Annotated in this window: 16 protein-coding genes and 1 pseudogene; 13 read left to right on the top strand and 4 right to left on the bottom strand. The window is 65.2% G+C overall.

Annotation, left to right across the window (positions count from 1 at the left end; translation table 11 throughout):
• Positions 1 to 19: 19 nt before the first annotated feature.
• Positions 20 to 970: an asparaginase gene (locus D5041_RS15120; protein WP_265285114.1), complete on the bottom strand. Its 951-nt coding sequence runs from the start codon at positions 968 to 970 to the stop codon at positions 20 to 22.
• Positions 971 to 1053: 83 nt separating this feature from the next.
• Between D5041_RS15120 and lexA the strand changes: the two genes are divergently transcribed.
• The 3 genes from lexA (at position 1054) to D5041_RS15105 (ending at position 3411) form a co-directional block, all read left to right on the top strand.
• On the top strand, positions 1054 to 1728 hold the full coding sequence (lexA, locus tag D5041_RS15115; RefSeq protein WP_010110164.1) for a transcriptional repressor LexA: 675 nt from the start codon (positions 1054 to 1056) through the stop codon (positions 1726 to 1728).
• 255 nt (positions 1729 to 1983) lie between these two features.
• Positions 1984 to 2175 (top strand): hypothetical protein, encoded by a 192-nt coding sequence (locus D5041_RS15110; protein WP_010110163.1) that lies wholly within the window; start codon positions 1984 to 1986, stop codon positions 2173 to 2175.
• Between the two features lie 495 nt (positions 2176 to 2670).
• On the top strand, positions 2671 to 3411 hold the full coding sequence (locus D5041_RS15105) for a hypothetical protein (protein ID WP_265285113.1): 741 nt from the start codon (positions 2671 to 2673) through the stop codon (positions 3409 to 3411).
• Positions 3412 to 3589: 178 nt separating this feature from the next.
• On the opposite strand, the pseudogene D5041_RS22165 reads toward D5041_RS15105, so the two are convergent.
• The 3 genes and pseudogenes from D5041_RS22165 to D5041_RS22155 form a co-directional block, all read right to left on the bottom strand.
• Positions 3590 to 3937: pseudogene (locus D5041_RS22165) on the bottom strand (NAD(P)/FAD-dependent oxidoreductase); the annotation flags it as partial.
• Positions 3912 to 4172 carry an FAD-dependent monooxygenase gene (locus tag D5041_RS22160; protein ID WP_407702321.1) on the bottom strand — a complete coding sequence of 87 codons (261 nt, stop codon included), beginning with the start codon at positions 4170 to 4172 and terminating at the stop codon, positions 3912 to 3914. The gene D5041_RS22160 and the pseudogene D5041_RS22165, both read right to left, overlap by 26 nt.
• 63 nt (positions 4173 to 4235) lie before the next feature.
• On the bottom strand, positions 4236 to 4571 hold the full coding sequence (locus D5041_RS22155) for a nuclear transport factor 2 family protein (RefSeq protein ID WP_407702283.1): 336 nt from the start codon (positions 4569 to 4571) through the stop codon (positions 4236 to 4238).
• A gap of 326 nt (positions 4572 to 4897) precedes the next feature.
• Here D5041_RS22155 and D5041_RS15095 point away from each other — a divergent pair, with 326 nt between their 5' ends.
• From D5041_RS15095 to D5041_RS15050, 10 genes are all read left to right on the top strand, one after another.
• Positions 4898 to 5953, top strand: a complete 1056-nt coding sequence (locus D5041_RS15095) for a sensor histidine kinase (protein WP_265285743.1) — start codon at positions 4898 to 4900, stop codon at positions 5951 to 5953.
• 179 nt (positions 5954 to 6132) lie between these two features.
• Entirely contained in the window at positions 6133 to 7296 is a 1164-nt protein-coding gene (locus tag D5041_RS15090; RefSeq protein WP_265285112.1) for an ABC transporter ATP-binding protein, read from the top strand.
• On the top strand, positions 7293 to 8234 hold the full coding sequence (locus D5041_RS15085) for a carbohydrate ABC transporter permease (protein ID WP_265285111.1): 942 nt from the start codon (positions 7293 to 7295) through the stop codon (positions 8232 to 8234). The genes D5041_RS15090 and D5041_RS15085 overlap by 4 nt, the downstream gene beginning before the upstream one ends.
• 14 nt (positions 8235 to 8248) lie before the next feature.
• Positions 8249 to 9085, top strand: coding sequence for a carbohydrate ABC transporter permease (locus D5041_RS15080; protein WP_029554104.1), 837 nt, complete (start codon positions 8249 to 8251; stop codon positions 9083 to 9085).
• 45 nt (positions 9086 to 9130) lie between these two features.
• Positions 9131 to 10468 carry an extracellular solute-binding protein gene (locus D5041_RS15075; protein WP_265285110.1) on the top strand — a complete coding sequence of 446 codons (1338 nt, stop codon included), beginning with the start codon at positions 9131 to 9133 and terminating at the stop codon, positions 10466 to 10468.
• A 20-nt stretch (positions 10469 to 10488) separates the two neighbouring features.
• Positions 10489 to 12009, top strand: coding sequence for an arabinosylfuranosidase ArfA (gene arfA, locus D5041_RS15070; protein WP_010101235.1), 1521 nt, complete (start codon positions 10489 to 10491; stop codon positions 12007 to 12009).
• A 63-nt stretch (positions 12010 to 12072) separates the two neighbouring features.
• Positions 12073 to 12831: a FadR/GntR family transcriptional regulator gene (locus D5041_RS15065; RefSeq protein WP_010101236.1), complete on the top strand. Its 759-nt coding sequence runs from the start codon at positions 12073 to 12075 to the stop codon at positions 12829 to 12831.
• Entirely contained in the window at positions 12828 to 13664 is an 837-nt protein-coding gene (locus D5041_RS15060) for a LytR/AlgR family response regulator transcription factor (RefSeq protein WP_265285109.1), read from the top strand. Before D5041_RS15065 ends, D5041_RS15060 begins: the two co-directional genes overlap by 4 nt.
• A 698-nt stretch (positions 13665 to 14362) precedes the next feature.
• Entirely contained in the window at positions 14363 to 18433 is a 4071-nt protein-coding gene (locus tag D5041_RS15055; RefSeq protein ID WP_265285108.1) for a SwmB domain-containing protein, read from the top strand.
• A complete protein-coding gene (locus D5041_RS15050; protein ID WP_265285107.1) occupies positions 18430 to 23187 on the top strand; it encodes a beta strand repeat-containing protein in 4758 nt (1585 codons plus the stop codon). The genes D5041_RS15055 and D5041_RS15050 overlap by 4 nt, the downstream gene beginning before the upstream one ends.
• The last annotated feature ends 808 nt before the right edge of the window (positions 23188 to 23995 follow it).

The following is a 23995-nucleotide window of genomic DNA, read 5'->3' as shown; positions in this document are numbered from 1 at the left end:
CTACCGGGACCGCCGGCGCTCACAGCAGATCGAGCATCAGGGCAACACGCGCCTTCACCGGGGACAGGCCGCGGGACGCGGGCAGCAAATCGCCGGGTCGGGCAAGCACCTGCCCTTCGGGACAGCGCGTGGCGCGCAGCACCCGGACCCCCGCGCTCTGCGCACGCAGCAGGGCCGCCTCCAGGGCATGGTGCACGGACCCATTGCCGGTCCCCGCGACCACCAGGCCCTGCACCCCCTCGCGCACCAGCGCATCCACCACCATGCCGCAGGCCCCCGCATGGCTGAGGACCACTTCGACCCAGGGCCAGCGCGTGGCATGGGCCAATTTTTCAAGCACCTCGCGGGATTTGTTTTCTGGCGCCGGCGGCCAGGCCTGCGCCAGGCGCACCCGACCCTCCTCAATCCAGCCCAGGGGGCCTGCGTCCCCCGAACTGAATGCATGGGCCCGGTACGGATGCACTTTTTGCACCTGCTGCGCGCCATGCAACTGGCCCGCGGCAACGGCCAGCACCCCGCTTGCACCGGGGGCCTGCACCACGGCAACGGCGTCGAGCAGGTTCTGGGGGCCATCGGGCGTGAGCGCGTTTGCCGGGCGCATGGCGCAGGTCAGCACCACCGGCTTGCGTGCATCGAGCACGGCGTGCAGAAACCACGCGGTCTCTTCCAGCGTATCGGTGCCATGGGTAATGACCAGGCCCCGCACTGCGGGGTCCTGCAAATGCTGCGCGCAGCGCAGGGCGAGCGCACACCACACGTCGCAGTCCATGTCCTTGCTGTCGATCTGGGCCACCTGCTCTGCCACCAGCGTGCCCGCGGCGAACGTTTGCAAAGCGGGAACCGCCGCAAGCAGCTGCTCCACCCCGCACTGGGCTGCGATGTAGTCCAGGTTGTCCCCGAGCCGCGCCGAAGTCCCCGCAATCGTTCCCCCGGTGCCCAAAACCACAATTTTTTGCGCGCCCACTTGCATACCCCGAAAAACTGATGAAAAATACAGTAACTGGATGAAATTCCAGTTTTTTCACTCCTGCAACCACCCCATTGGAGAGCAGCATGCACGAGCACCCGAAACTCACCGCCCGCCAGCAACAGATTCTGGAACTCATCCAGACCGCCATTGCGCACACCGGTGCCCCACCCACCCGCGCAGAAATTGCCACCGCATTGGGGTTCAAATCGGCCAACGCCGCAGAAGAGCACCTGCAGGCCCTGGCCCGCAAAGGCGTGATCGAACTGCGCAGTGGCACGTCGCGCGGTATCCGCCTGCACAGCGACGCGCTGAACGCCATCAACGCAGCGCGTGGCAGCCCATTCAAACTGCCCATTCCCGGTTTGGCGCAACTCAGCCTGCCCCTGATCGGGCGCGTCGCAGCAGGCTCGCCGATTCTCGCGCAGGAGCACGTCGAACAGACCTACAGCGTGGAAAACGGCCTCTTCCAGCGCAAACCGGACTACCTGCTGAAAGTGCGCGGAATGTCCATGCGTGACGCCGGAATCATGGACGGCGACCTGCTCGCCGTACAAGCCACGCGCGAGGCGCGCAACGGCCAAATCGTCGTGGCCCGCCTGGGGGACGACGTCACCGTCAAGCGCCTGCGCCGCACCGCCACCGCCATCGAGTTGCTGCCCGAAAACCCCGATTACCCGGTCATCGTGGTCCAGCCCGGCGAGCCTTTTGAAATCGAGGGCCTTGCCGTCGGGCTCATCCGCAACACCATGCTGATGTGAACCCGATGCTGCCAACGCGCAAGCGCCCTTCCTTCCTTCTTCCCCGGCCCTTGGAGTTTTCCCATGGAAATTGCCCTATTCCCCCTTTCCGTTCTGCAAAATCTTTTTTCCCGCTCGAGGCGCCAGTTCGTGTGCCCCACGCATCCCACGCATCCCGAAAGGCCGACGAGCACCCGGAACGGTGCTGCGGCCATGGCCCGAGCGGCAGAATCCGCGCAACCACATGGAAACCACCGCTCCCCCGCACCCGGCAGCATGGGCGACAGCCGCAACGCCGCCTTTCCTGCGCCGTTGACGGCGGACAAAACCGCCCCCCGTCCGGCCAGGGTGCTGCAACATGTTTCCGACTCTGGTACGGGCCGCTTCCTCATTGCGGGCCGAATGGCCGACGTGTGCGCGCAACTCGAGCGCATGGCCGCGTCCGAGGCACTGCGCGCCGTCCCGTAATCTTGGGGCGCGGGGACCACCGGATCGTCGAGTCCCCGGCGCAACCAGCAGGGCGTCTGCCCGTTTGTCCATCCGTTTGTCCAACCCCTATTCCCATTCCGGTAGAATTCCTAGCCTGATAAGTTCTAGTGACAAGCAATCTCTTATCTGTTAGGAACCCAATCCGCCACAAGCTGGCAGCAATCGGCTGGAAGACCTGAACCGCCTCAATAGGGGATGAGAGGCAGACCGGGCAACATTCCCGAAGTACGGCAGCCGCCCTCCGCAACTGCAGTGCACATGCCGCAGTCCGCCGTGCCAATGCACGGGGCAGCACGCAATCTGCTTCCGACCAGCCGCGCAGCCACAGCGCACGAGAAACCCCCTGCCCCCTCCAAGACCCGATAGAAACAAGAAACAACAATGATGCAACCACCCATGCAAACCCGAACCAGGACGCAACCCCCGGCAGATCTCCTGGTTCACTCCCGAATCCGTCCCCTCTTTTTCGCAGCCTTGGCCGTCTTGGTAATCTCGGCCCTGCTGACCGCCTGCGGCGGCGGCGACTGGGATGAGGACGAGAACGAGGACGCGATCGACCCCGTCAACGCCATCGACCCGGCCCAACTCAAAGGGCGCTGGGTCACGCCCGATGGCGCGACTGTGGCCATGACGGCGGTCATCATGCCCGACGCCACGGGCAGTGCCGACGCCTGGATCCTCGCCAAGGACGGCAGCCGGCTCGTGAAACTGCTGGTGCGCAACGACCGCCAGGCAAACGGAAAATCCTACGCGCTGAGCCCGGACAACGCCGTGGGCCAGCCGACGATGGCCACGGCCACGCCGGATCTGACGGCCACTCCCAAGCGCCTGTCCTTCACGGGCGTGAACCCCACCCCCCTGGTGCTCGACCAAAGCGAAACCGTGGCCAACCCCGCCGTGCAGGCGGACGTGGCGGGCAACTGGAGCACGACCCTGGGCAGCAACAGCCAGACGACCCAATGGACGGTGGCCGCCGCGGGCGAGGTGACGGGCAACTCGACCACCGGCTGCCAGTACACGGGCAGCCTGGCCGCCATGGCCGACACCGACGCCTACAAGGCACAGTTCAGCGAAAGCTGCCCGGAGGGTGCGGCCACCGTGAACACCGCGTTCAGCGGAATCGCCACGGTGAATCCGGAAAAGAACCGCCTGACCATTACCGCGACGAACGCCGACGAAACCCGGGGCGTCGCGGTTTTCTTTGCGCGGAAATAACCTCGACCATGCAGGCTAGTGTTCTGCCCTGCGAATAGCGGCACAAAATGAAACGGATGCATTTCGCGTCATGGCAAGGCGCAAACCGCAGCGATACCCGGAGGTATCGCGAGGATTTGCAACGCCGCCATGGCGCGAAAGGCGCAGTTTCATGTGCCGCTATTCGCAGGGCAGGACACTAACTGAGGTGGTGCACCTCGCCCATGCCGTAGACCGGCGTCGGGATACCGTGCATGCGGGCCTGCAATTGCAGCGCCAGGAACTGCGAACAATGGCGCGACATATGCAGGTTGCCGCCATGGAACCACAGACCCGGTTGCCGGGTCGGTTTCCACATATTGCGCAGTTCCCCCTCCCAGGGGCCGGGGTCCTTGGTGGTGCCGGAGCCAAGGCCCCAGCATTTGCCGACCCTGTCGGCGACTTCCCTGGAGATCAATTGGGCAGCCCACTCATTCATTGATCCGTAACCGGTGGCATAGACGATGAGGTCCGCCGGCAACTCATCGCCATCGCTCAGGCGCACGGAGTGCTCCCTGATCTGCGCCACGGTGACGCCGCTTATCGCCGGCGCGGGCGTGCTTCTCGACGACGATGGTCGGAACGTCCAGGCGCCGCAACCGGGCAGCCAGCGCAATGCCGCACTGACCGCCACCGATGATCAGGCAATAGGGCTGCTTGCTGTCACCCAGCGCGGCCTCTTCCTCGGTCCTGCGCTCGATCCAGTTCTTGCGCCCGGGGACGACGCCATGCGTGGTGCCCATCGACCGCGTCGGGCCCTTGCGCTCCTCCAGGCCCTTGAGTTCAGTCATCGTCGTGAGCAGGGTTCAGCATTTATCGCCCCGCAGGCGCAGCAGGCCCCGCCCCCGGGCAAGCGCCGTCTCGAAAGTGAACCAGGCCTCGGTCATGCCATTGTCCTGGCTGGCCTCGCCCTCGATGCGCCAATTCGATGGCTTCAGCCCATCGAGTACGGCAGCCAGCATGTCGGCGATCGCGGCCGGGCCTTCGCAGGTTTTGATGTTCCAGGTGAACGCAAGCAGGTCGCGCCAGTAGCTGTCGGTATCAAACAACGCGACGGCTGCCGCAACATCGCCCTGCGCCAGGGCACGCTCAAGACCCGTGAGCCAATGCGTGGCCTGCTGCGTCGGTGACCGATCATTCATTATTTTTCTCCTTTGGTTTGGCGCTGGCCCCCATCCGGATGGCTCCCGGAGCACAGCGCCAGCAATGCTACTGCGACCCGATTCCCGCGCTGCGGCGTGTCCCATCCCGTGTTTTATTTCGTGCATCGTCGCGCGCATATTGCGCACACGCGGGGGAGAATGGATGCACGCGCCCAAGCCGCCCGAACCCTGCCTTGGTTGACGGGCTGCAACCGCGAAAGAGCCACCGTTCGTCTCCCTTCCCAGCCTCCCGAAAACTCGGCACCATGACACCTGACGCCATCGACCGACTGCTGCGCAAGGCCGGCGGCCCGCGCGGCAGCGCCATGGGCATCGACTGGCTCAACGCACTGCGCCGCTTCCTGCAAACCATCGCCTTCTGCCTGATCATCGCGGCCATCCAATACGCGTTCCGCCCCGAGATGGGCTACGGCATCCCCTTGCGCTACTCGCTGGCCATCGGCATGCTGACCTGGGCGCTCATCTATTTCGGACACCACCTCTTCCCGTCGAGCGCAGGCCGGGGTTGGCCCACGGGCATTGCGGGCATCCTGCTGCCGGTGGCGGGCACCATCCTGGGCTATCTGGGCGGCGTCCAGTTGGCCGACTGGTGGTGCGGCTGGTCCACGTGGAACGTGGCGGCGCGCGCGCAGTTGCGCATCTCCATCGGCATTTCGCTGCTGGCCAGCATCACCGGTATCTATTACTTCTACAACAATGGCCGCAACGCATGGATGCAGGCCAGGATGGCCGAGACGCACGCCCAGGCCACCGAGGCGCGGCTCAGGCTGCTGGAGACGCAGTTGGAGCCGCACATGCTGTTCAACACGCTGGCCAACCTGCGCGTGCTCATCGACACCGACCCGGCACGCGCGCAGGAGATGCTCGACCGCATGATCGCCTACCTGCACGCCACGCTCGGCGCGTCGCGCGGTACGGAGCATCCGCTGGCCAACGAATTCGGGCGCCTGCACGACTATCTGGAACTGATGGCCGTGCGCATGGGGTCGCGCCTGAGCTACACGCTGGACCTGCCCGAGGCCCTGCGCGACACGCCCGTGCCGCCCCTGCTGCTGCAACCGCTGGTGGAAAACGCCATCCGCCACGGCATCGAACCCCGGGTGGAGGGCGGCCACGTCAGCGTGCGCGCCAGCACCTGCCCCGGCCCGCGGCTGCTGATCGAGGTCCACGACAGCGGCGCGGGCCTGCCCACCCCGATCCCGACCCAAGGCTTTGGCCTGGCGCAGGTGCGCGAGCGGCTAAGCACCCTGCACGGCACCGCAGGCACTCTCGATTTGCTGGCCTCGCGTGCCGGAGGAACCTGCGCCAGCGTCCGTTTTCCATTGCATCCGGCCCCTGCCCCCTCGACACGTCCGCGCTGAGTCACGGGGGGAAAGCGCGCACAGACGACCACACACGACCACACGGCGCTCGGGCATGTAGTCATACTACATTCGGTCCAAGAAACCATGTACAGCGGGGTTTATCCGGATGTTTCCATGGTTAAGTATGACTATATTTTCTCCAGCCAACGCATGCCAAGCGACGGCTGGAGAACGATATGACAGGCATCCAACTCACCGGAATCGACAAGCGCTACGGCGGCGTCGATGTCATCAAAGATCTCACGTTGACGGTCGATCCCGGGGAGTTCCTTGTATTTCTGGGTCCATCGGGCTGCGGGAAGTCCACGCTCCTGCGGATGATCGCCGGCTTGGAGCCCGTGTCCGGCGGTGAAATTCGCATCGGCGGGCGGACAGTGACCGACTTGCCTCCGGGCGAACGCCAAGTTGCCATGGTGTTCCAGCACTACGCCCTCTACCCCCACATGACTGCCTACGACAACATGGCGTTCGGGCTCCGCAACGTGGGCATGCCCGCGAACGAAATCCACAGGCGCGTGCAAGAGGCTGCGCGCATGCTGGAACTCGAGCCACTGCTCAAGCGCAAGTCGGCGCAGATGTCCGGCGGACAGCGGCAACGCGTGGCCATCGGCCGTGCGGTGGTGAAGGAACCCGCAGCGTTCCTGTTTGATGAGCCCTTGTCCAACCTCGACGCGGCGCTGCGCGCGCGCACCCGCGTGGAAATCGCCAGGCTGCACCGGCGCCTGAAGTCGACCATGGTGTTCGTCACGCACGATCAGGTCGAGGCGATGACTCTGGCCACCCGCATCGTCGTGATGAAGCAGGGGAGCATCGAGCAGATCGGCAGGCCGATGGAGATCTACCGCAAGCCGGCATCCCGCTTCGTCGCCTCGTTCATTGGCTCACCCGCGATGAATTTCCTGGAGGTCACGCGCGGGCAAGGTGCCGCAGGCCGCGCGGCAGTGCGCTTGCCCGACGGCACGCTGGTTCAGACCACGGTCCCCGAAGCGGGCCTGCCAGACAGTGCCCAACTGGAACTGGGCGTTCGCCCCGAGTTCCTCTCGCTGGCCGACCCGCAGAGCGCGGGCGCGCTCGTCGGCACAGCAGAGGTGATCGAACGACTGGGCGACCAGACGCACGCGCATATTGCGCTCAGGTCGGGGGATACGGTCGTCGCCCATGCACCGCGCGACAGCGATATCGCCGCAGGTGACGTGGTGGGGTTGCGGCTGGACGCTTCGGCGGCGCATCTCTTTGACCACAGCGGAAAGGCCCACCACGCCGCCAAGACACCATGGATGCATCCCTTCCCTCCCCACGGGGATAAGGGCAGAGAGGGATTTCCGGAGCCCACTGCATGAGCGCCACAGCCCTCTCGGCGGCCACTGCGGCCACTGCGGCCGCTGCGTCCACGCGACACCGCTCCCCGGGCGCACGCGCTGGCGCGCACTGGAGCAACGCACTGTTCATCGCTCCCTTTCTGGTCGTGTACGGACTGCTTCTCGTGGTACCACTCGCCAAGGGGCTCTGGATCAGCCTGCAGGAAGTCGACATGCTGTCGCACAGCGCAGAGTTCGTTGGCTTGCGCAACTACCATGAACTATGGGCCGACGCCATATTTCGTACTGCTGTGCGAAACACGTTCGCCTTCGTGCTCATGTCCACACCCGTTTTCGTCGCCCTGGGCCTGGCGCTGGCTCTGGCGCTCAACCGCCCCGGGCGGGTTGCCGCAACCCTGCGGGCCATCTTCTTCGGTTCGTCCGTCCTGTCCGTGACCATCGTGACGCTGGTCTGGAAGCTCGTGCTCATGCCGCATCAGGGGCTCCTGGCGAACATGACGCATGCGCTCGGTCTGCCCTCCGTTTCCCTGCTCACGTCCGAAACGTGGGCGCTGCCCATGATCGTGGTCGTCACCGTGTGGTGGATCATTGGCTTGCCGATGATGCTGTTCCTGGCCGCGCTGCAACAGATCCCGCACGAGGTCTACGAGGCCGCGGCCCTCGACAGCGCCAGCCGCTGGCGCACGCTCAGACACGTCACACTGCCTGCGATCCGGCGCACGGTGGCCTTGGTCGCCATCGTCGAAGTGATCCTGCAGTTCCAGATGTTCGGCCAAGCCCACCTCATGACGCAAGGCGGGCCCAACGACAGTTCGCGACCCATCGTGCAGTTCATCTACGAGGCCGGCTTCCAGCACTGGACCCTCGGCTACGCTGCTGCCGCCTCCCAGGTGCTGTTCGCGATCATGCTGATCGCCATGGCCGCGCAGGTCTGGGCCCGTCGCAAGGAAGCGCAGTGAATCGGAGAGCATCCATGCAAAACACGGCGGGTCCCCAGTGGGGAAACAGGATGATCCTTGGCGCGGTCATCGTTTTGGCGATTCTCTGGATCACTCCACTCATCTGGGTATTCGCGCTCTCGTTCAAGCCGAACGAGTTCCTGACCGTGCACACGGACGTGATGTTTTCGCCCCCGTTCACGCTCAGGAACTACGCGGACATCATCGGCACCTCGTCCGTGTTCCGCTGGACGCTGAACAGCATGATCGTGGCCGGGGTGCAGACATTCGCCATGCTGGTTCTCGCCTCGCTGGCTGGCTACGGGTTCGCGCGCACCGAGTTCCCTGGCAAGAACGCCGTGTTCCTTGTCGTGCTGGCGGGTCTGGCTGTTCCCGAGCAGGCCATCATCGTGCCGCTGCACACGATCTTCGCTGACCTGGGCCTGCACAACACGTACTCCGCGCTGGTACTGCCCCGTCTGGCAACGCCGTTCGGCGTGTACCTGATGACGCAGTACTTCCAGGCCATTGCGCGCGACATCGAGGAGGCAGCGATGCTGGACAACGCCTCGCGCCTGAAGATCTTCCTGCGCGTGATCCTTCCGCTGTCGTTGCCGGCGCAGGCCACGCTGGGCATCTTCACGTTCCTGCACGCGTGGAATGACTATCTGTGGCCGCTGATCTCGGCGTCCCGGCCGCAGATGTACACGCTCACGCTCGGTCTCGCGTCCACGCAGACCAACTTCGCCCAGTCCGAGGGCATCGGCTACCTGATGTCGCAGGCCGTCTTCGCAGGTCTGCCCGTCTTCGTGCTCTACCTGTTTTTCCAGAAGTACATCGTCGCTGCGGTGGCTGGAAGGCCCATGCGATGACGGCGCATCCAGTGCAATCCACCATTCCAACCAGGAGACCCGCCCATGCATTCCATCCTCAGAAAAACAGCCGCCGGGATCGCGCTCGCCGCGGGCCTGTCCGCGCCAACCCTTGCGCAGCAAAAAGTCGAGATCACCTTGGCGCGCTTCTTTGGCTCTTGCGAGGCCGATTACGGAAAATCGACCGACTTCAAGGCGGCCCGCGGCGAGTGCGGAATCATCACCACGCTGGTGAACAACTTCAACGCGACCAACAAGGAGAACATCGTCGTCAAGCCACAGATCGTCGAGTGGGGCCCCTACTACGACCAGCTCACGGCCCGCATCGTGGCGCGGGACGTGCCGACCGTGGCCGTGATGCATGATTCGTCGCTCGGCGATTACGTTGGACGAAAGCTGGTCGATCCCCTGGACGACGGCTTCCAATCGGTCGGCATCCATACGAGCGACTTCACCGAGCATGCGAAGAAGGGAACGGTGATCGGCGGCAAGACCTATGCGCTGCCCTTCGACACATGGTCCTGGCTCTGGCACATCAACCTGAACCTGATGCACAAGGCGGACCTGACCAGGACCAACGGCTCGCCCGTGCTGCCGACCTCGCCTGAAGAACTCCTGGCGCAGGCGCGCCAGTTCAGGCAAGCGACCGGAAAGCCCTACTTCGCATGGGCTGCAACGAACTCGGACGCGGCCAACGTGCGCAGTTTCCTCTCCCTGCTCTACCAGCAGGATGCCGATCTCTTCAGCGCCGGCAGCAAGCCGCGCCTGAACGTGAAGAGCAAGGAAGCCACACAAGTGCTCGAGTTGATGCGCAAGCTCTACAGCGAAGGCCTGGTGGCACCCAACCTGGACTACGGCGCTGCAAACCAGACTTTCGTCAACGGGCAGGCCGGCGTCGTGGTGGTTGGCACCTGGAAGATCGACGACTTCATCGTCCAGTCGGAGAAGGTCGAGTCTCCGCTCTACAAGGGCTACACGGTGGTTCCGTTCGCACAGCTCTACGCGAAGAAGGCCGTGTTTGCCGGAGGCCACACCTGGGTCATGCTCCGGGGCGGCGCCAAGGACGAGGCCCAGCGCAAGGCAGCGCTGCACTTCATGAAGTTCCTGTGGGAGAACAACGGCGAATGGGCGCGCACGGGTCACCTGCCGGCGAATCGCACCGTCATCGAAGGTGCCGCGTTCAAGAGTCTGCCCATGCGAAGCAATATCACCGAGATCGCCACGACCGGCCGCGGCATGCCCGGCAGCATCCCCCGTCAGCGCGCCATCGAGACCATCCTGGGTCAGGAGATCGGCAACATGCTGCTCAGCAAGAAGCCGGTGGCGCAGGTGCAGGAAGCCGCTGAAACCCGTGTCAACAAACTGCTCGACAGCGTTCGCTGAAAGATGGAAAGACCCCCACCATGATCTCCACCCGACTGATCGTCGACCGCGACTTCACCGTATCCAACTTGGACCGCCGGATTTTCGGCAGCTTCGTCGAACACATGGGCCGGTGCGTGTACACCGGCATCTATGAGCCCGGCCACCCCACTGCGGATGGGCAAGGATTTCGGCGCGACGTCATGGCGCTGAGCCGCGAGCTTGGCGTGAGCATCGTGCGCTACCCTGGCGGCAATTTCCTGTCCGGCTACAACTGGGAGGATGGCGTAGGCCCCAAGGACCAGCGCCCCAGGCGGCTCGACCTGGCCTGGTTCAGCACGGAGACCAACCAGTTCGGCACGAACGAATTTCTGGACTGGTGCCGTGCAGTGGGGACCGAGCCCATGATCTCCGTGAATCTGGGCACCCGTGGCCCCGACGAGGCACGCCACTTTCTCGAATACTGCAACCACCCGACGGGAACCCGGCTGTCCGACCTGCGCCGCGAGCACGGCTACGAGAAGCCACACGACATCAAATTCTGGTGCCTGGGCAACGAGATGGACGGCCCTTGGCAGATTGGCCAGAAAACGGCAGACGAGTACGGAAGAATCGCAAAGGAAACCGCCAAGCTCATGCGCATGGTGGACCCCCGCGTGCAACTGGCGGCCTGCGGCTCCTCCACGCACGACATGCCCACCTTCGGGAGTTGGGAAGACACGGTGCTCGGGCACTGCTTCGACGAAGTCGATTTCATCTCCCTGCATACCTACTTCGAAAATCCGCACGACTCGACCGCCGAATTCCTGGGCAACATCGAGCAGACCGAGCTCTTCATCCGGGAGGTCGCCGCAGTGGCCGACAGCGTCGCCGCACGCAAGCACTCGACGAAGCGAATCATGCTGTCGGTGGACGAGTGGAACGTCTGGTACAAGGCGCGCAGCATCGACCATCGGCGCAAGCCCGGCTGGCCCGAGGCCCCCCGCCTCGTCGAGGAGGTCTACAACCAGGAGGACGCGCTCGCCGTGGGGGGCGCCTTGATCGTGATGATGAACAACGCAGACCGTGTCAAAACCGCCTGCCTGGCCCAGTTGGCGAACGTGATCGGCCCCATCATGACCGAGCCAGGCGGCGCGGCATGGCGCCAGACCATCTTCCACCCGTTCGCGCAGGCCTCCCGCTACGCGCGCGGGCGTGTTCTGCGACCGGTCATCCATTCCCCCGCGTACCAGGCCAAGACCTTCCCGGAGATTGCCTATCTGTGCGCCAGCGTGGTGCACGACGATGAAACCGGTCAGACCGCCATCTTCGCGCTCAATCGGCACCTGAGCGACACGCAGGAAATCTCCATCGAACTGCGCGGACTGGGCGATCAGCAGCGGCTGGTCGATGCGTCGGAACTCCACCACGCGGACATGAAGGCAAGCAACACCAAGGCGGCACCAGACAACGTAGCGCCCCAACCGAATGCCAACGTACAGATCGACGGCCACCGCGTCACCGCACGCCTTCGGCCCGGATCCTGGAACGTGATCGTCACCCGCAATACCAAGCCGGCGTGAGCCACGGCAAGCGCAGCACCGGGTGGGTATGCTCCGGCGGATTCCATCCGATTGCCCCTCCCCATGAATACGCCAAACAGCAACCTCGGCTACCGCCGGCCCCCGGAGCGCAAAAGCATGCACGCCCGGATCGTCCGGGATCTGGGCATGCGCATCGTCTCCGGTGAGTACAAGCCAGGCACGAGGCTTCCCGCCGAGGCCTCCCTGTGCACGGCATACGACGTGAGCCGCCCCGTACTGCGCGAAGCCACCCGGGTTCTGGTTGCCAAGGGTCTGGTGGTCCCGAAACAGAAGGCCGGAGCCATCGTGTGCGCGCGAAGTGACTGGCATCTCCTGGACCCCGACGTGCTGTACTGGTTGATCCAGACCAAGCCCCAGCCCGAGTTCGTTGAAACCTTGCTCACGGTCCGGCACGTCTTCGAGCCCGCAGTTGCCGCGTTGGCAGCCAAGGTGGCGACCCCCGAGGCGCTGCACGGCATCGCGCAAGCGTATGCGGACATGGAGTCGGCGCGCACACCCGAGGAACTGCTGGAGCCGGATCTGGCGTTTCACCGCCGCATCGCCGAGGCCACCGGCAATGACCTGCTGGCCTACATCGGAAACATGCTTTCATTGGCACTCAGAGAGTCCATCAAGCTCAGCAACCAACATCCCGACGCCCACGCGCTTTCCTTGCCCAGACACAAGGCCATACTGACCGCGTTGCTCAACCGTGATTCCCTGGCTGCGCGCCAGGCAACGTTCGTACAGCTCGACGAAACCCGGGAAGACATTGCGCATCTCATTGATTTCGGGTTCTCGAATACGAATCGGACCCCATGACCCCGCCCACAGCCCGCGCACTGATTGCCGAAGACGAGCCCCTGCTTGCCGCCGCACTGCAACAGGAACTGGCCCGCGCCTGGCCCGACCTGCAAATCGTCGCCAGCGTGAGCGACGGGCTGTCGGCCGTACGCCAGGCGCTCGCGCTGCGCCCCGACGTGCTATTCCTCGACATCCGCATGCCCGGCCAAAGCGGGCTCGACGCCGCCGTGCAACTGGCCGACGCCTGGCCCGACCCCGCCGCACGCCCATTTCCGGCGCTGGTGTTCGTGAGCGCGTACGAGCAGTACGCCGTGCAGGCATTTGAAGCGCAGGCCATGGACTACCTGCTCAAGCCCGTGCAACCGGCGCGGCTGCAAGGAACCGTGCAAAGACTCCGGCACGCACTGGTGAACCGCATGCCCCGAGCGTCCAACGCCATTGATTTGGAAGCAACCATGGCGCAACTGCGCCATCTGCTGGCAACGCCGGGCCTGGCCGGCGCCGCGCCGGTGGCGGCAGCAGCAGCGCCGCTCGCGTTCATCCAGGCGAGCAGCGGCAGCCGGATCCATATGGTGCCCGTGGCCGACGTGCTGTACTTCGAGGCTGCGGACAAATACCTGCGCGTGCTCACCGCAGCGCGCGAATACCTGATCCGCACCCCGCTCAAGGAACTGATCCCCCAACTCGACCCCCAGGTGTTCTGGCAGATCCACCGCGGCACCCTGGTCCGTGCCAGCGCCATCACGGCCGTGGCGCGCGACGCGGCGGGCAAGCTGCACCTGGAACTGGCCGGACGCCCCGAGAAACTGCCCGTGAGCCGCCTCCACGCGCACCGCTTCAGGGCGATGTAGGCCTTTTGAGAATCGCTGCGTCGGACGCCTTCGTTCTTGCGAACAGGGCTCCCCGCCGCTGCGCGTCTGGACGCCAAAGAGGCGCCAGAAACGCCCCCGGCAAGGCCGGCTACGCGCCGTCCGCTGAGCCAGGAAACGCCCGTTTGCCCGGACAGCAAACAGGCACTCCCGCTTGGAAATTGCAGCAACGCTGGACCCTTTCGCCGTCAACCGCAAGCCGTTACTTTTCAAAATGAAAAATCAGTGCTGTTTCGTTGACTTTACTTCTTGGCACCATACAATCGGCCGAACTGCTGCCACTCACAGGACTAAAAGTTACCGTACGCATCATTACAGCCCAGATCCACATCGGCCCGCCAACAATCAAGACAATTCGCCAGTTTTTTCATGAAATTTGTGGAAATTACTTAGATCACTACCCAGGGCAATGCAGTACCCACACGTACGAAAAAGAAACTATTTGCTGATACAAGCAAGGAAATTTCATTAATTCCCAGCGAATCCCCTGACTCAAGTCAACACGCTGCATCCGCTCCGGCAGATCCCACACAACCGGAAATCGCCCCCCGGCGAGTCCGTAACCAAGCCGTCACCGACGGCATGGCACACGAAGCAAGCACGCCTGCGTCCATGGGGGACGCTGCGCCAAAGCCGAATCCAGAAACCACGCACATCCCATCAGGAAAAGGAAAATCACCATGGCCACCTCCCCAGCCGCCACCACCACAACGCCCGGTACCAACAGTGAGCTCAACGTCACCATCGCGATCGCCGACCGCGCGCTCACCGCGGACGAGACCACCACCGTCACCTTCACCTTCAGCAAGTCCGTCAACGGCTTTGACACCAGAGACATCACGTGCACCAACGGCACGCTGAGCGCGCTCACGCCCAACGCCAACCGCACGGTCTGGACGGCCACCTTCACGCCCACGGTCAACACCAACGCCCCGACGAATGTCATCAACGTAGACCTCGCCGGGGTAACCGACAACGCTGGCAACGCCGGCGCGGGTGAAGTCACCAGCGCCAACTACTCCGTGGACACCCGAGATACCGTGGCCCCGCTGTTCCTCAGCGCCACGGTCAACGCCGACCAACTGGTGCTCACGTACACCGAAGCCAACACCCTGGACCCGGCCGCGCTCTCGGGCAGCGCAGGCTTTACGGTCAGCAGCACGGGCACGGCCATTACCGTGAGCAGCGCCGTGGTGAATGCGACGGCCAAGACCGTCACGCTCACGCTGAGCCGCGCCGTGACCAGCAGTGAGGTGGTGAACGTCAGCTACACCAAACCCACATCCGGCGCCGTGGTGCAGGACGCAGCGGGCAACGACGCGGCGGACCTCAGCAGCCAGGCCGTGACGAACAACACGCCGAATCCCGCCGCCCCGCAGCTGATCACCACCGTCGACGATCGCCCCCAGGTCCGCGAGCAGGAGAACGTGCTGCTCCAATTCAGCCACCAAGAGAACCCCTTTGACACGAGCCACGGACCAGCCAAAACGGACTTCACGGTACTCGTGGATGGCGTACCCAACGTCGTCACTGACATCGTCATGGGCGACACGTCCGCTGCCACGCTCCTCACACTGATTCTGACCACCCCCGTGCAACATGGTCAGAAAGTGACCGTCTCCTACCGGGACAACACGCCCGATGACGGCAACGGCATACGGGACACAGCGGGCAATAGCCTGAACAGCATCCTGACCACGGAGGTGGTGAATAAACTGGAGGACAGGCGTGCCCCGGAACTGATCACCACCGGCGACACGCGGCGCCCCAAGGTCACTGGCGACCAGCTGGTGCTTAGCTACGAGGATTCAAGCAACCTGCAAGGGCGCACGTTCGCGGACAACGCAGGCTTTACGGTCAGCACCACCGCTGGCACCACCATTACCGTCACCGGCGCCGTGGTGAACTCCACCGCCAAGACCGTCACGCTCACGCTGAGCCGCGCCGTAACCCACGAGGAGACGGTGAGCGTCAGCTACACCAGACCTGCGGCCGGCCATACGGTACAGGACACTGCCAACAACGGCGCAGATGACTTCCGCAACCAGGCCGTGACGAACAACACGCCAGCGGCAGCCGACACCACGGCCCCGGTGATCAACACCGCCGTGGTCAACGGTGATCAGCTGGTGCTCACGTACACCGAGGCCAGCAGCCTGGGCCTGGACGCGGCCCATACCGCCCCCGCCGCGGCCTATGCCGTGCGCAGCGCCAGCGGCGTGGCCATCACCGTCACCGACGCCGTGGTGAATGCCACGGCCAAGACCGTCACCCTGGCGCTTAGCCGCGCCGTGGACAGGAACGAGGTGGTGAGCGTCAACTACACCAAACCCGCGACCGGCAACAACGTGCTCCAGGACGCTGCCGGCAACGACGCAGCCAACCTCACGAGCCAGGCGGTGACGAACAACACCACAGCCGACGAGACGGCCCCCGTGTTCCTCAGCGCCAGCGTCAGCGGCAACTCCCTCACCCTCACCTACACCGAGGCCAGCATCCTGGGCCTGGACGCAACCAATACCGCGCCCGCTGCAGCCTATACGGTGAGCAGCGCCAGCGGCGTGGCCATCAGCGTGAACGGCGTCACGGTGAACGCCGCGGACAAGACCGTCACCCTGGCGCTTAGCCGCGCCGTGGACAGGAACGAGGTGGTGAGCGTCAACTACACCAAACCCGCGACCGGCGACAACGTGCTGCAAGACGCAGCCGGCAACGACGCGGTGAACCTCACGAACCAGGCGGTGACGAACAACACCACAGCCGACGAGACGGCCCCCGTGTTCCTCAGCGCCAGCGTCAGCGGCAACTCCCTCACGCTCACCTACACCGAGGCCAGCATCCTGGGCCTGGACGCAACCAATACCGCCCCCGCCACGGCCTATACGGTGAGCAGCGCCAGTGGCGTGGCCATCAGCGTGAACGGCGTCACGGTGAACGCCGCGGACAAGACCGTCACCCTGGCGCTTAGCCGCGCCGTGGACAGGAACGAGGTGGTGAGCGTCAACTACACCAAACCCGCGACCGGCAACAACGTGCTCCAGGACGCTGCCGGCAACGACGCAGCCAACCTCACGAGCCAGGCGGTGACGAACAACACCACAGCCGACGAGACGGCCCCCGTGTTCCTCAGCGCCAGCGTCAGCGGCAACTCCCTCACGCTCACCTACACCGAGGCCAGCATCCTGGGCCTGGACGCAACCAATACCGCCCCCGCTGCAGCCTATACGGTGAGCAGCGCCAGTGGCGTGGCCATCAGCGTGAACGGCGTCACGGTGAACGCCGCGGACAAGACCGTCACCCTGGCGCTCAGCCGCGCCGTGGACAGGACCGAGGTGGTGAGCGTCAACTACACCAAACCCGCGACCGGCAACAACGTGCTGCAAGACGCAGCCGGCAACGACGCGGTGAACCTCACGAACCAGGCGGTGACGAACAACACCACAGCCGACGAGACGGCCCCCGTGTTCCTCAGCGCCAGCGTCAGCGGCAACTCCCTCACCCTCACCTACACCGAGGCCAGCATCCTGGGCCTGGACGCAACCAATACCGCCCCCGCCACGGCCTATACGGTGAGCAGCGCCAGTGGCCCGGCCATCAGCGTGAACGGCGTCACGGTGAATGCCACGGCCAAGACCGTCACCCTGGCGCTCAGCCGCGCCGTGGACAGGACCGAGGTGGTGAGCGTCAACTACACCAAACCCGCGACCGGCAACAACGTGCTGCAAGACGCAGCCGGCAACGACGCGGTGAACCTCACGAACCAGGCGGTGACGAACAACACCACAGCCGACGAGACGGCCCCCGTGTTCCTCAGCGCCAGCGTCAGCGGCAACTCCCTCACCCTCACCTACACCGAGGCCAGCATCCTGGGCCTGGACGCAACCAATACCGCCCCCGCCACGGCCTATACGGTGAGCAGCGCCAGTGGCGTGGCCATCAGCGTGAACGGCGTCACGGTGAACGCCGCGGACAAGACCGTCACCCTGGCGCTTAGCCGCGCCGTGGACAGGAACGAGGTGGTGAGCGTCAACTACACCAAACCCGCGACCGGCAACAACGTGCTCCAGGACGCTGCCGGCAACGACGCAGCCAACCTCACGAGCCAGGCGGTGACGAACAACACCACAGCCGACGAGACGGCCCCCGTGTTCCTCAGCGCCAGCGTCAGCGGCAACTCCCTCACCCTCACCTACACCGAGGCCAGCATCCTGGGCCTGGACGCAACCAATACCGCGCCCGCCACGGCCTATACGGTGAGCAGCGCCAGTGGCGTGGCCATCAGCGTGAACGGCGTCACGGTGAACGCCGCGGACAAGACCGTCACCCTGGCGCTCAGCCGCGCCGTGGACAGGACCGAGGTGGTGAGCGTCAACTACACCAAACCCGCGACCGGCGACAACGTGCTGCAAGACGCAGCCGGCAACGCGCGGCAACGACGCAGCCACCACAGCTCACGAGACCAGCGCGGTGACGAACGGCAACACCACACCGACGAGACGGCCGCTGCCGTGAGCAGCGCCAGTCCTCACATCGCCAGAACGTCAGCGCCAACAAGACCGTCACCCTGGCAGCCGCGCCGTCACCTGGTGACACCGAGGCCAGCATCCTGGCCTAACGACTGGACGCAACTCACGAACCGCCCCGAGCGCAACAGTCGCCGGCCATCACAACACACGGTGAGCCGACACGCTGCAGCGCCACGTGCGGTGGACGCAGCCGGCAACACGCGCAGACTCACAGCGCCACGGTGAATGGACAGACTCTGGTGCTCAGCTACGACGACGCGAGTGTCCTGGGCCTGGACGCGACCCACACGGCGGGTGCTGCGGCCTTTGCGGTGAGCAGCAGCAGTGGCCTGGCCATCACCGTGAACAACGCCGCGGTGAATGCCACGGACAAGACCGTCACGTTGACGCTTAGTCGTACCGTGGACAGGATCGAGACGCTGAGCGTCAGCTACACCAAGCCCGCGACCGGCAACGCCGTCATACAGGACGCAGCCGGCAACGACGCGGACAACCTCACGAGCCAGGCGGTGGCGAACAACACCGCAGCCGACACCACGGCCCCGGTGCTCAGCACCGCCACCGTCAGCGGCCGCTCCCTCACGCTCACCTACACCGAGGCCAGCAGCCTGGGCCTGGACGCAACCAATACGGCCAGCGCTGCGGCCTTTGCGGTGAGCAGCAGCAGTGGCCTGGCCATCACCGTGAACAACGCCGCGGTGAATGCCACGGACAAGACCGTCACGTTGACGCTTAGTCGTACCGTGGACAGGATCGAGACGCTGAGCGTCAGCTACACCAAGCCCGCGACCGGCAACGCCGTCATACAGGACGCAGCCGGCAACGACGCGGACAACCTCACGAGCCAGGCGGTGGCGAACAACACCGCAGCCGACACCACGGCCCCCGTGCTCAGCACCGCCACCGTCAGCGGCCGCTCCCTCACGCTCACCTACACCGAGGCCAGCAGCCTGGGCCTGGACGCAACCAATACGGCCAGCGCTGCGGCCTTTGCGGTGAGCAGCAGCAGTGGCCTGGCCATCACCGTGAACAACGCCGCGGTGAATGCCACGGACAAGACCGTCACGTTGGCGCTCAGCCGTGCCGTGGACAAGATCGAGACGCTGAGCGTCAGCTACACCAAGCCCGCGACCGGCAACGCCGTCATACAGGACGCAGCCGGCAACGACGCGGCCAACCTCACGAGCCAGGCGGTGGCGAACAACACCGCAGCCGACACCACGGCCCCGGTGCTCAGCACCGCCACCGTCAGCGGCCGCTCCCTCACGCTCACCTACACCGAGGCCAGCAGCCTGGGCCTGGATGCAACCCATACGGCACCCGCCACGGCCTTTACGGTCAACAGCGCCAATGGCGTAGCCATCATCGTGAACAACGTCACGGTGAACGCAACGTCCAAGACCGTCACCCTGACACTTAGCCGCGCCGTGGACAGGAACGAGGTGGTGAGCGTCAACTACACCCGCCCCGCAGCCGACGACAACAACGTGCTCCAGGACGCAGCCGGCAACGACGCAGCCAACCTCACAGACCAAGCGGTGACCAACGAATCCTCAGCCGACACCACGGCCCCCGTGCTCAGCACCGCCACGGTCAACGGCCGCTCCCTCACGCTCACCTACACCGAGGCCAGCAGCCTGGGCCTGGACGCAACCAATACGGCCGGCGCTGCGGCCTTTGCGGTGAGCAGCAGCAGTGGCCTGGCCATCACCGTGAACAACGCCGCGGTGAATGCCACGGACAAGACCGTCACGCTGACGCTTAGCCGTGCCGTGGACAGGATCGAGACGCTGAGCGTCAGCTACACCAAACCCACAACCGGCAACGCCGTCATACAGGACGCAGCCGGCAACGACGCAGCCAACCTCACGAGCCAGGCAGTGACGAACAACACTACAGCCGACACCACGGCCCCGGTGCTGGGCAGCGCCGCGGTGAATGGACAGACTCTGGTGCTCAGCTACGACGACGCAAGTGTCCTGGGCCTGGATGCAACCCATACGGCACCCGCCGCGGCCTATACGGTGAGCAGCACCAGTGGCGTAGCCATCACCGTCGACAGGATCACGGTGAATGCCGCGGCCAAGACCGTCACCCTGGCGCTTAGCCGTGCCGTGGACAGGATCGAGACGCTGAGCGTCAGCTACACCAAGCCCACGACCGGCAATGACGTGCTCCAGGACGCAGCCGGCAACGACGCGGACAACCTCACGAGCCAGGCGGTGACGAACAACACCGCAGCCGACACCACGGCTCCGGCGTTCAGCACCGCCACGGTGAATGGGCAGAATCTTGTGCTCAGCTACGACGACGCGAGTGTCCTGGGCCTGGACGCGACCAATACCGCGCCCGCTGCGGCCTTTGCGGTGAGCAGCAACAGGGGCGTGGCCATCACCGTCAACACCGTCACGGTGAACGCCGCGGACAAGACCGTCACGCTGACGCTTAGCCGTGCCGTGGACAGGATCGAGACGCTGAGCGTCAGCTACACCAAGCCCGCGACCGGCAATGACGTGCTGCAGGACGCAGCCGGCAACGACGCGGACAACCTCACGAGCCAGGCGGTGACGAACAACACCACAGCCGACACCACGGCTCCGGCGTTCAGCACCGCCACCGTCAACGGCAGCTCCCTCACGCTCACCTACACCGAGGCCAGCAGCCTGGGCCTGGATGCAACCAATACGGCGCCCACCACGGCCTTTGCGGTGAGCAGCAACAGGGGCGTGGCCATCACCGTCAACACCGTCACGGTGAATGCCACGGCCAAGACCGTCACCCTGGCGCTCAACCGTGCCGTGGACAAGATCGAGACGCTGAGCGTCAGCTACACCAAGCCCGCGACCGGCAACGCCGTCATACAGGACGCAGCCGGCAACGACGCGGACAACCTCACAAGCCAGACGGTGACGAACAACACCACAGCCGACACCACGATCCCGGTGCTCAGCACCGCCACCGTCAACGGCAACTCCCTCACGCTCACCTACACCGAGGCCAGCAGCCTGGGCCTGGACGCAACCAATACGGCACCCACCACGGCCTTTGCGGTGAGCAGCAACAGTCGCCTGGCCATCACCGTGAACAGCGTCACGGTAAATGCCGCGGACAAGACCGTCACGTTGGCGCTTGGCCGTGCCGTGGACAGGATCGAGACGCTGAGCGTCAGCTACACCAAGCCCGCGACCGGCAACGCCGTCATACAGGACGCAGCCGGCAACGACGCGGTCAACCTCACGAACCAGACGGTGACGAACAACACCACAGCCGACACCACGGCCCCGGTGCTCAGCAGCGCCACGGTCAACGGGCAGACTCTGGTGCTCAGCTACACCGACGCGAGTGTCCTGGGTCTGGACGCGGCCCATACGGCGAGCGCTGCGGCCTATGCGGTGAGCAGCAACAGGGACGTGGCCATCACCGTGAACAACGTCGTGGTGGATTCCTTGGCCAGGACCGTCACGCTGACGCTCAGCCGTGCCGTGGACAGTATCGAGACGCTGACCGTCAGCTACACCCGGCCCACGACCGGCAATGACGTGCTGCAGGACGCGGCCGGCAACGACGCGGACAACCTCACGAACCAGGCGGCGGTGAACAACACCGCAGCCGACGACACGGCCCCGGTCATAAACAGCGCAGCAGTCCATGGGCACAGCCTGGTGCTCAGCTACACCGAGGCGAGCAGCCTGGGTCTGGACGCAGCCAATACGGCGAGTGCCGCAGCCTTTACGGTGCTCGTCAACGGGGTCCGCAACACCGTCACCGCAGTCAGCGTGGATGCCACGGCCAAGACCGTGACCCTGACCTTGACCGACGCCGTGACCGGCGGTGAGAGCGTGACCGTTGCCTACACCAAGCCCACGACCGGCAAGGCCGTCATACGGGATGTGGCCGGCAACGCTGCCGCCAGTTTCCCGGCCATGGAGGTGGCCAACGCACGGGACACGACGCCCCCCGCGCTCGTCCGCACGGGCACCAGCGCGCCCAGGGTCAACGGCAACCAGTTGGTGCTCACCTTCACCGAAGCGAACGCCCTGGACGCTCGCCACATACCGGCCCCCGGAGCCTTCGCGGTGCTCGTGAGCGGGGTGCTCAACACCGTCACCGCAGTCGCCGTCGATGCCACGGCGAAAACCGTGACGCTGACGCTGAGCACCGCTGTGGCCTACGGCCAGTCGGTGAGCGTCTCCTACACCGACCCCACGCCCTCCGACAACGCCAACGCCATACAGGACAACGCAGGCAACGACGCCGCAACCTTCACCGAACAGAAGGTGACAAACGACACCGCGGCCTCCTCCGGCAGCGGCGGCGGGGGCGGTAGCGGCGGCGGCAGCACGGACCGGGCGCCGGATGGGGACGCGGACGGCGTTTCCAACGATGTCGAAGACCGCGTCCCCGGTCTTGCCCGCCCCGATGGATCTCCCTCCGTGGCCGGTGACGGCAACGGAGACGGGATCAAGGACAGCGCGCAAACCTCGGTCAGTTCGATCAGCGTCACAACCGCGGGCACGTCAGCGAAAACCTACGCCACCCTGACGGCAGGCGGTCAGAACGGCAAGCCCGGCGCGGACCACGACACCCACATCACCAAGCTGGAGGAGAAAGCCGCCCCCGCCGATATGCCCCGAGCGCTGGAGGCGCCCATTGGGCTGACCAACTTCCAGGCCAAACTGGCAGCGAATACGCACACCGAGGATTTCAGCCTCTACGTGGACGCGGCGCAGGGAATCAACGGCTACTGGATGAAGGGCGCGGCCGGCACCTGGGTGAACCTGGCGAGCGAGCCCTACGGCGGCAAGATGGTGCTCGAGGGTGGGCGCCTGCGGCTCGACTTCCGGCTGGAGGACGGCGGCACCTACGACACCGACGGCCAGGCCAACGGAAACATCACCGGCTCCGGCGCGGCAGCGCACATGCCGCTGTCCATCGTCGGGCAGATGTCCGATCCGGGGTTGAATGATTTCTGGCTCTGACGGGGTCCCGGGGCGCAGCCCGGCAAAGCGGGTTCACGCCGGCCGCTGACCCGGGGCAAGCCCTTGGCGCGCGCCGGAATCACCCGGGATTCCGGCTCCCGCCCCGGTGCTGCGTTGCACCTGGGCAACGTTGCCTGCGCGGGCAGCGGGCGAGCGCCCGCGCCGGAATGTGTTTCGATGACCGATTCGCGTTCGGGGCGGACGATGGGTGAGTGTGGCGCCTCCTGACCCGCGTGCCGACTCGAACACACGGGCGCCCGTGCACAGCGCATGCCGGGCGGCCCGAAGCTGGGCACGCAGTGCCCGCGCGACACTACCCAAACAGCAGACGCCTTCGTTGAAGCGCATGGGACGCTGCCCGCTGGCGGCACATCCGCGGAGCGTGGATCGCTGAGCACGGGCATCCCAGGTCCCGTTCGCCGGGAACACACCGTGCCCGCAGCGGCGCTCTCTCACCCCGTTGATCGCCACCGTGGTAATTGCGGCCTCCAAGCGGATGGGCCGCCGTCCAGGCCCCGGGTGAGCCGGGATTGCGCATCCCCGTGCCAATAATCCGGTGCCCCCGCTGCAATACCGACTGCCCGCGCATGCCCCTGCTGCACTGTGCGGCAGCAGCAATCTTGCCACCGCTTCGTTCTTGAATGCTTGTCCGTCGAAGTGATCGGACCAAGCCATTTCCATCCCCCATTGCGCCACCCCGGTTTCTTGGACGACAAGCATTCCGATACCAGAGGAACCGCACGGGATTCAAGCGCATCGTGCGCCAGAAATTTCCACGGTCAAAACCCTCTCTTGTTTTGCACTGCAA

The sequence above is a fragment of the Verminephrobacter aporrectodeae subsp. tuberculatae genome (assembly GCF_026127385.1).
Lineage (GTDB): Bacteria > Pseudomonadota > Gammaproteobacteria > Burkholderiales > Burkholderiaceae_C > Acidovorax > Acidovorax aporrectodeae.
Note: the sequence above shows the minus strand (reverse complement) of the source record. Positions and strands in the feature narration are given on the sequence as shown.

Coding starts and splice junctions, on each gene's coding strand:
- lexA (WP_010110164.1), top strand. CDS start 1,054: ATGCACGAGCACCCGAAACTCACCGCCCGCCAGCAACAGATTCTGGAA.
- D5041_RS15055 (WP_265285108.1), top strand. CDS start 14,363: ATGGCCACCTCCCCAGCCGCCACCACCACAACGCCCGGTACCAACAGT.
- D5041_RS22155 (WP_407702283.1), bottom strand. CDS start 4,571: ATGAATGATCGGTCACCGACGCAGCAGGCCACGCATTGGCTCACGGGT.
- D5041_RS15090 (WP_265285112.1), top strand. CDS start 6,133: ATGACAGGCATCCAACTCACCGGAATCGACAAGCGCTACGGCGGCGTC.
- D5041_RS15080 (WP_029554104.1), top strand. CDS start 8,249: ATGCAAAACACGGCGGGTCCCCAGTGGGGAAACAGGATGATCCTTGGC.
- D5041_RS15110 (WP_010110163.1), top strand. CDS start 1,984: ATGGGCGACAGCCGCAACGCCGCCTTTCCTGCGCCGTTGACGGCGGAC.
- D5041_RS15075 (WP_265285110.1), top strand. CDS start 9,131: ATGCATTCCATCCTCAGAAAAACAGCCGCCGGGATCGCGCTCGCCGCG.
- D5041_RS15120 (WP_265285114.1), bottom strand. CDS start 970: ATGCAAGTGGGCGCGCAAAAAATTGTGGTTTTGGGCACCGGGGGAACG.
- D5041_RS22160 (WP_407702321.1), bottom strand. CDS start 4,172: ATGGGCACCACGCATGGCGTCGTCCCCGGGCGCAAGAACTGGATCGAG.
- D5041_RS15065 (WP_010101236.1), top strand. CDS start 12,073: ATGAATACGCCAAACAGCAACCTCGGCTACCGCCGGCCCCCGGAGCGC.
- D5041_RS15060 (WP_265285109.1), top strand. CDS start 12,828: ATGACCCCGCCCACAGCCCGCGCACTGATTGCCGAAGACGAGCCCCTG.
- D5041_RS15095 (WP_265285743.1), top strand. CDS start 4,898: ATGGGCATCGACTGGCTCAACGCACTGCGCCGCTTCCTGCAAACCATC.
- D5041_RS15085 (WP_265285111.1), top strand. CDS start 7,293: ATGAGCGCCACAGCCCTCTCGGCGGCCACTGCGGCCACTGCGGCCGCT.
- arfA (WP_010101235.1), top strand. CDS start 10,489: ATGATCTCCACCCGACTGATCGTCGACCGCGACTTCACCGTATCCAAC.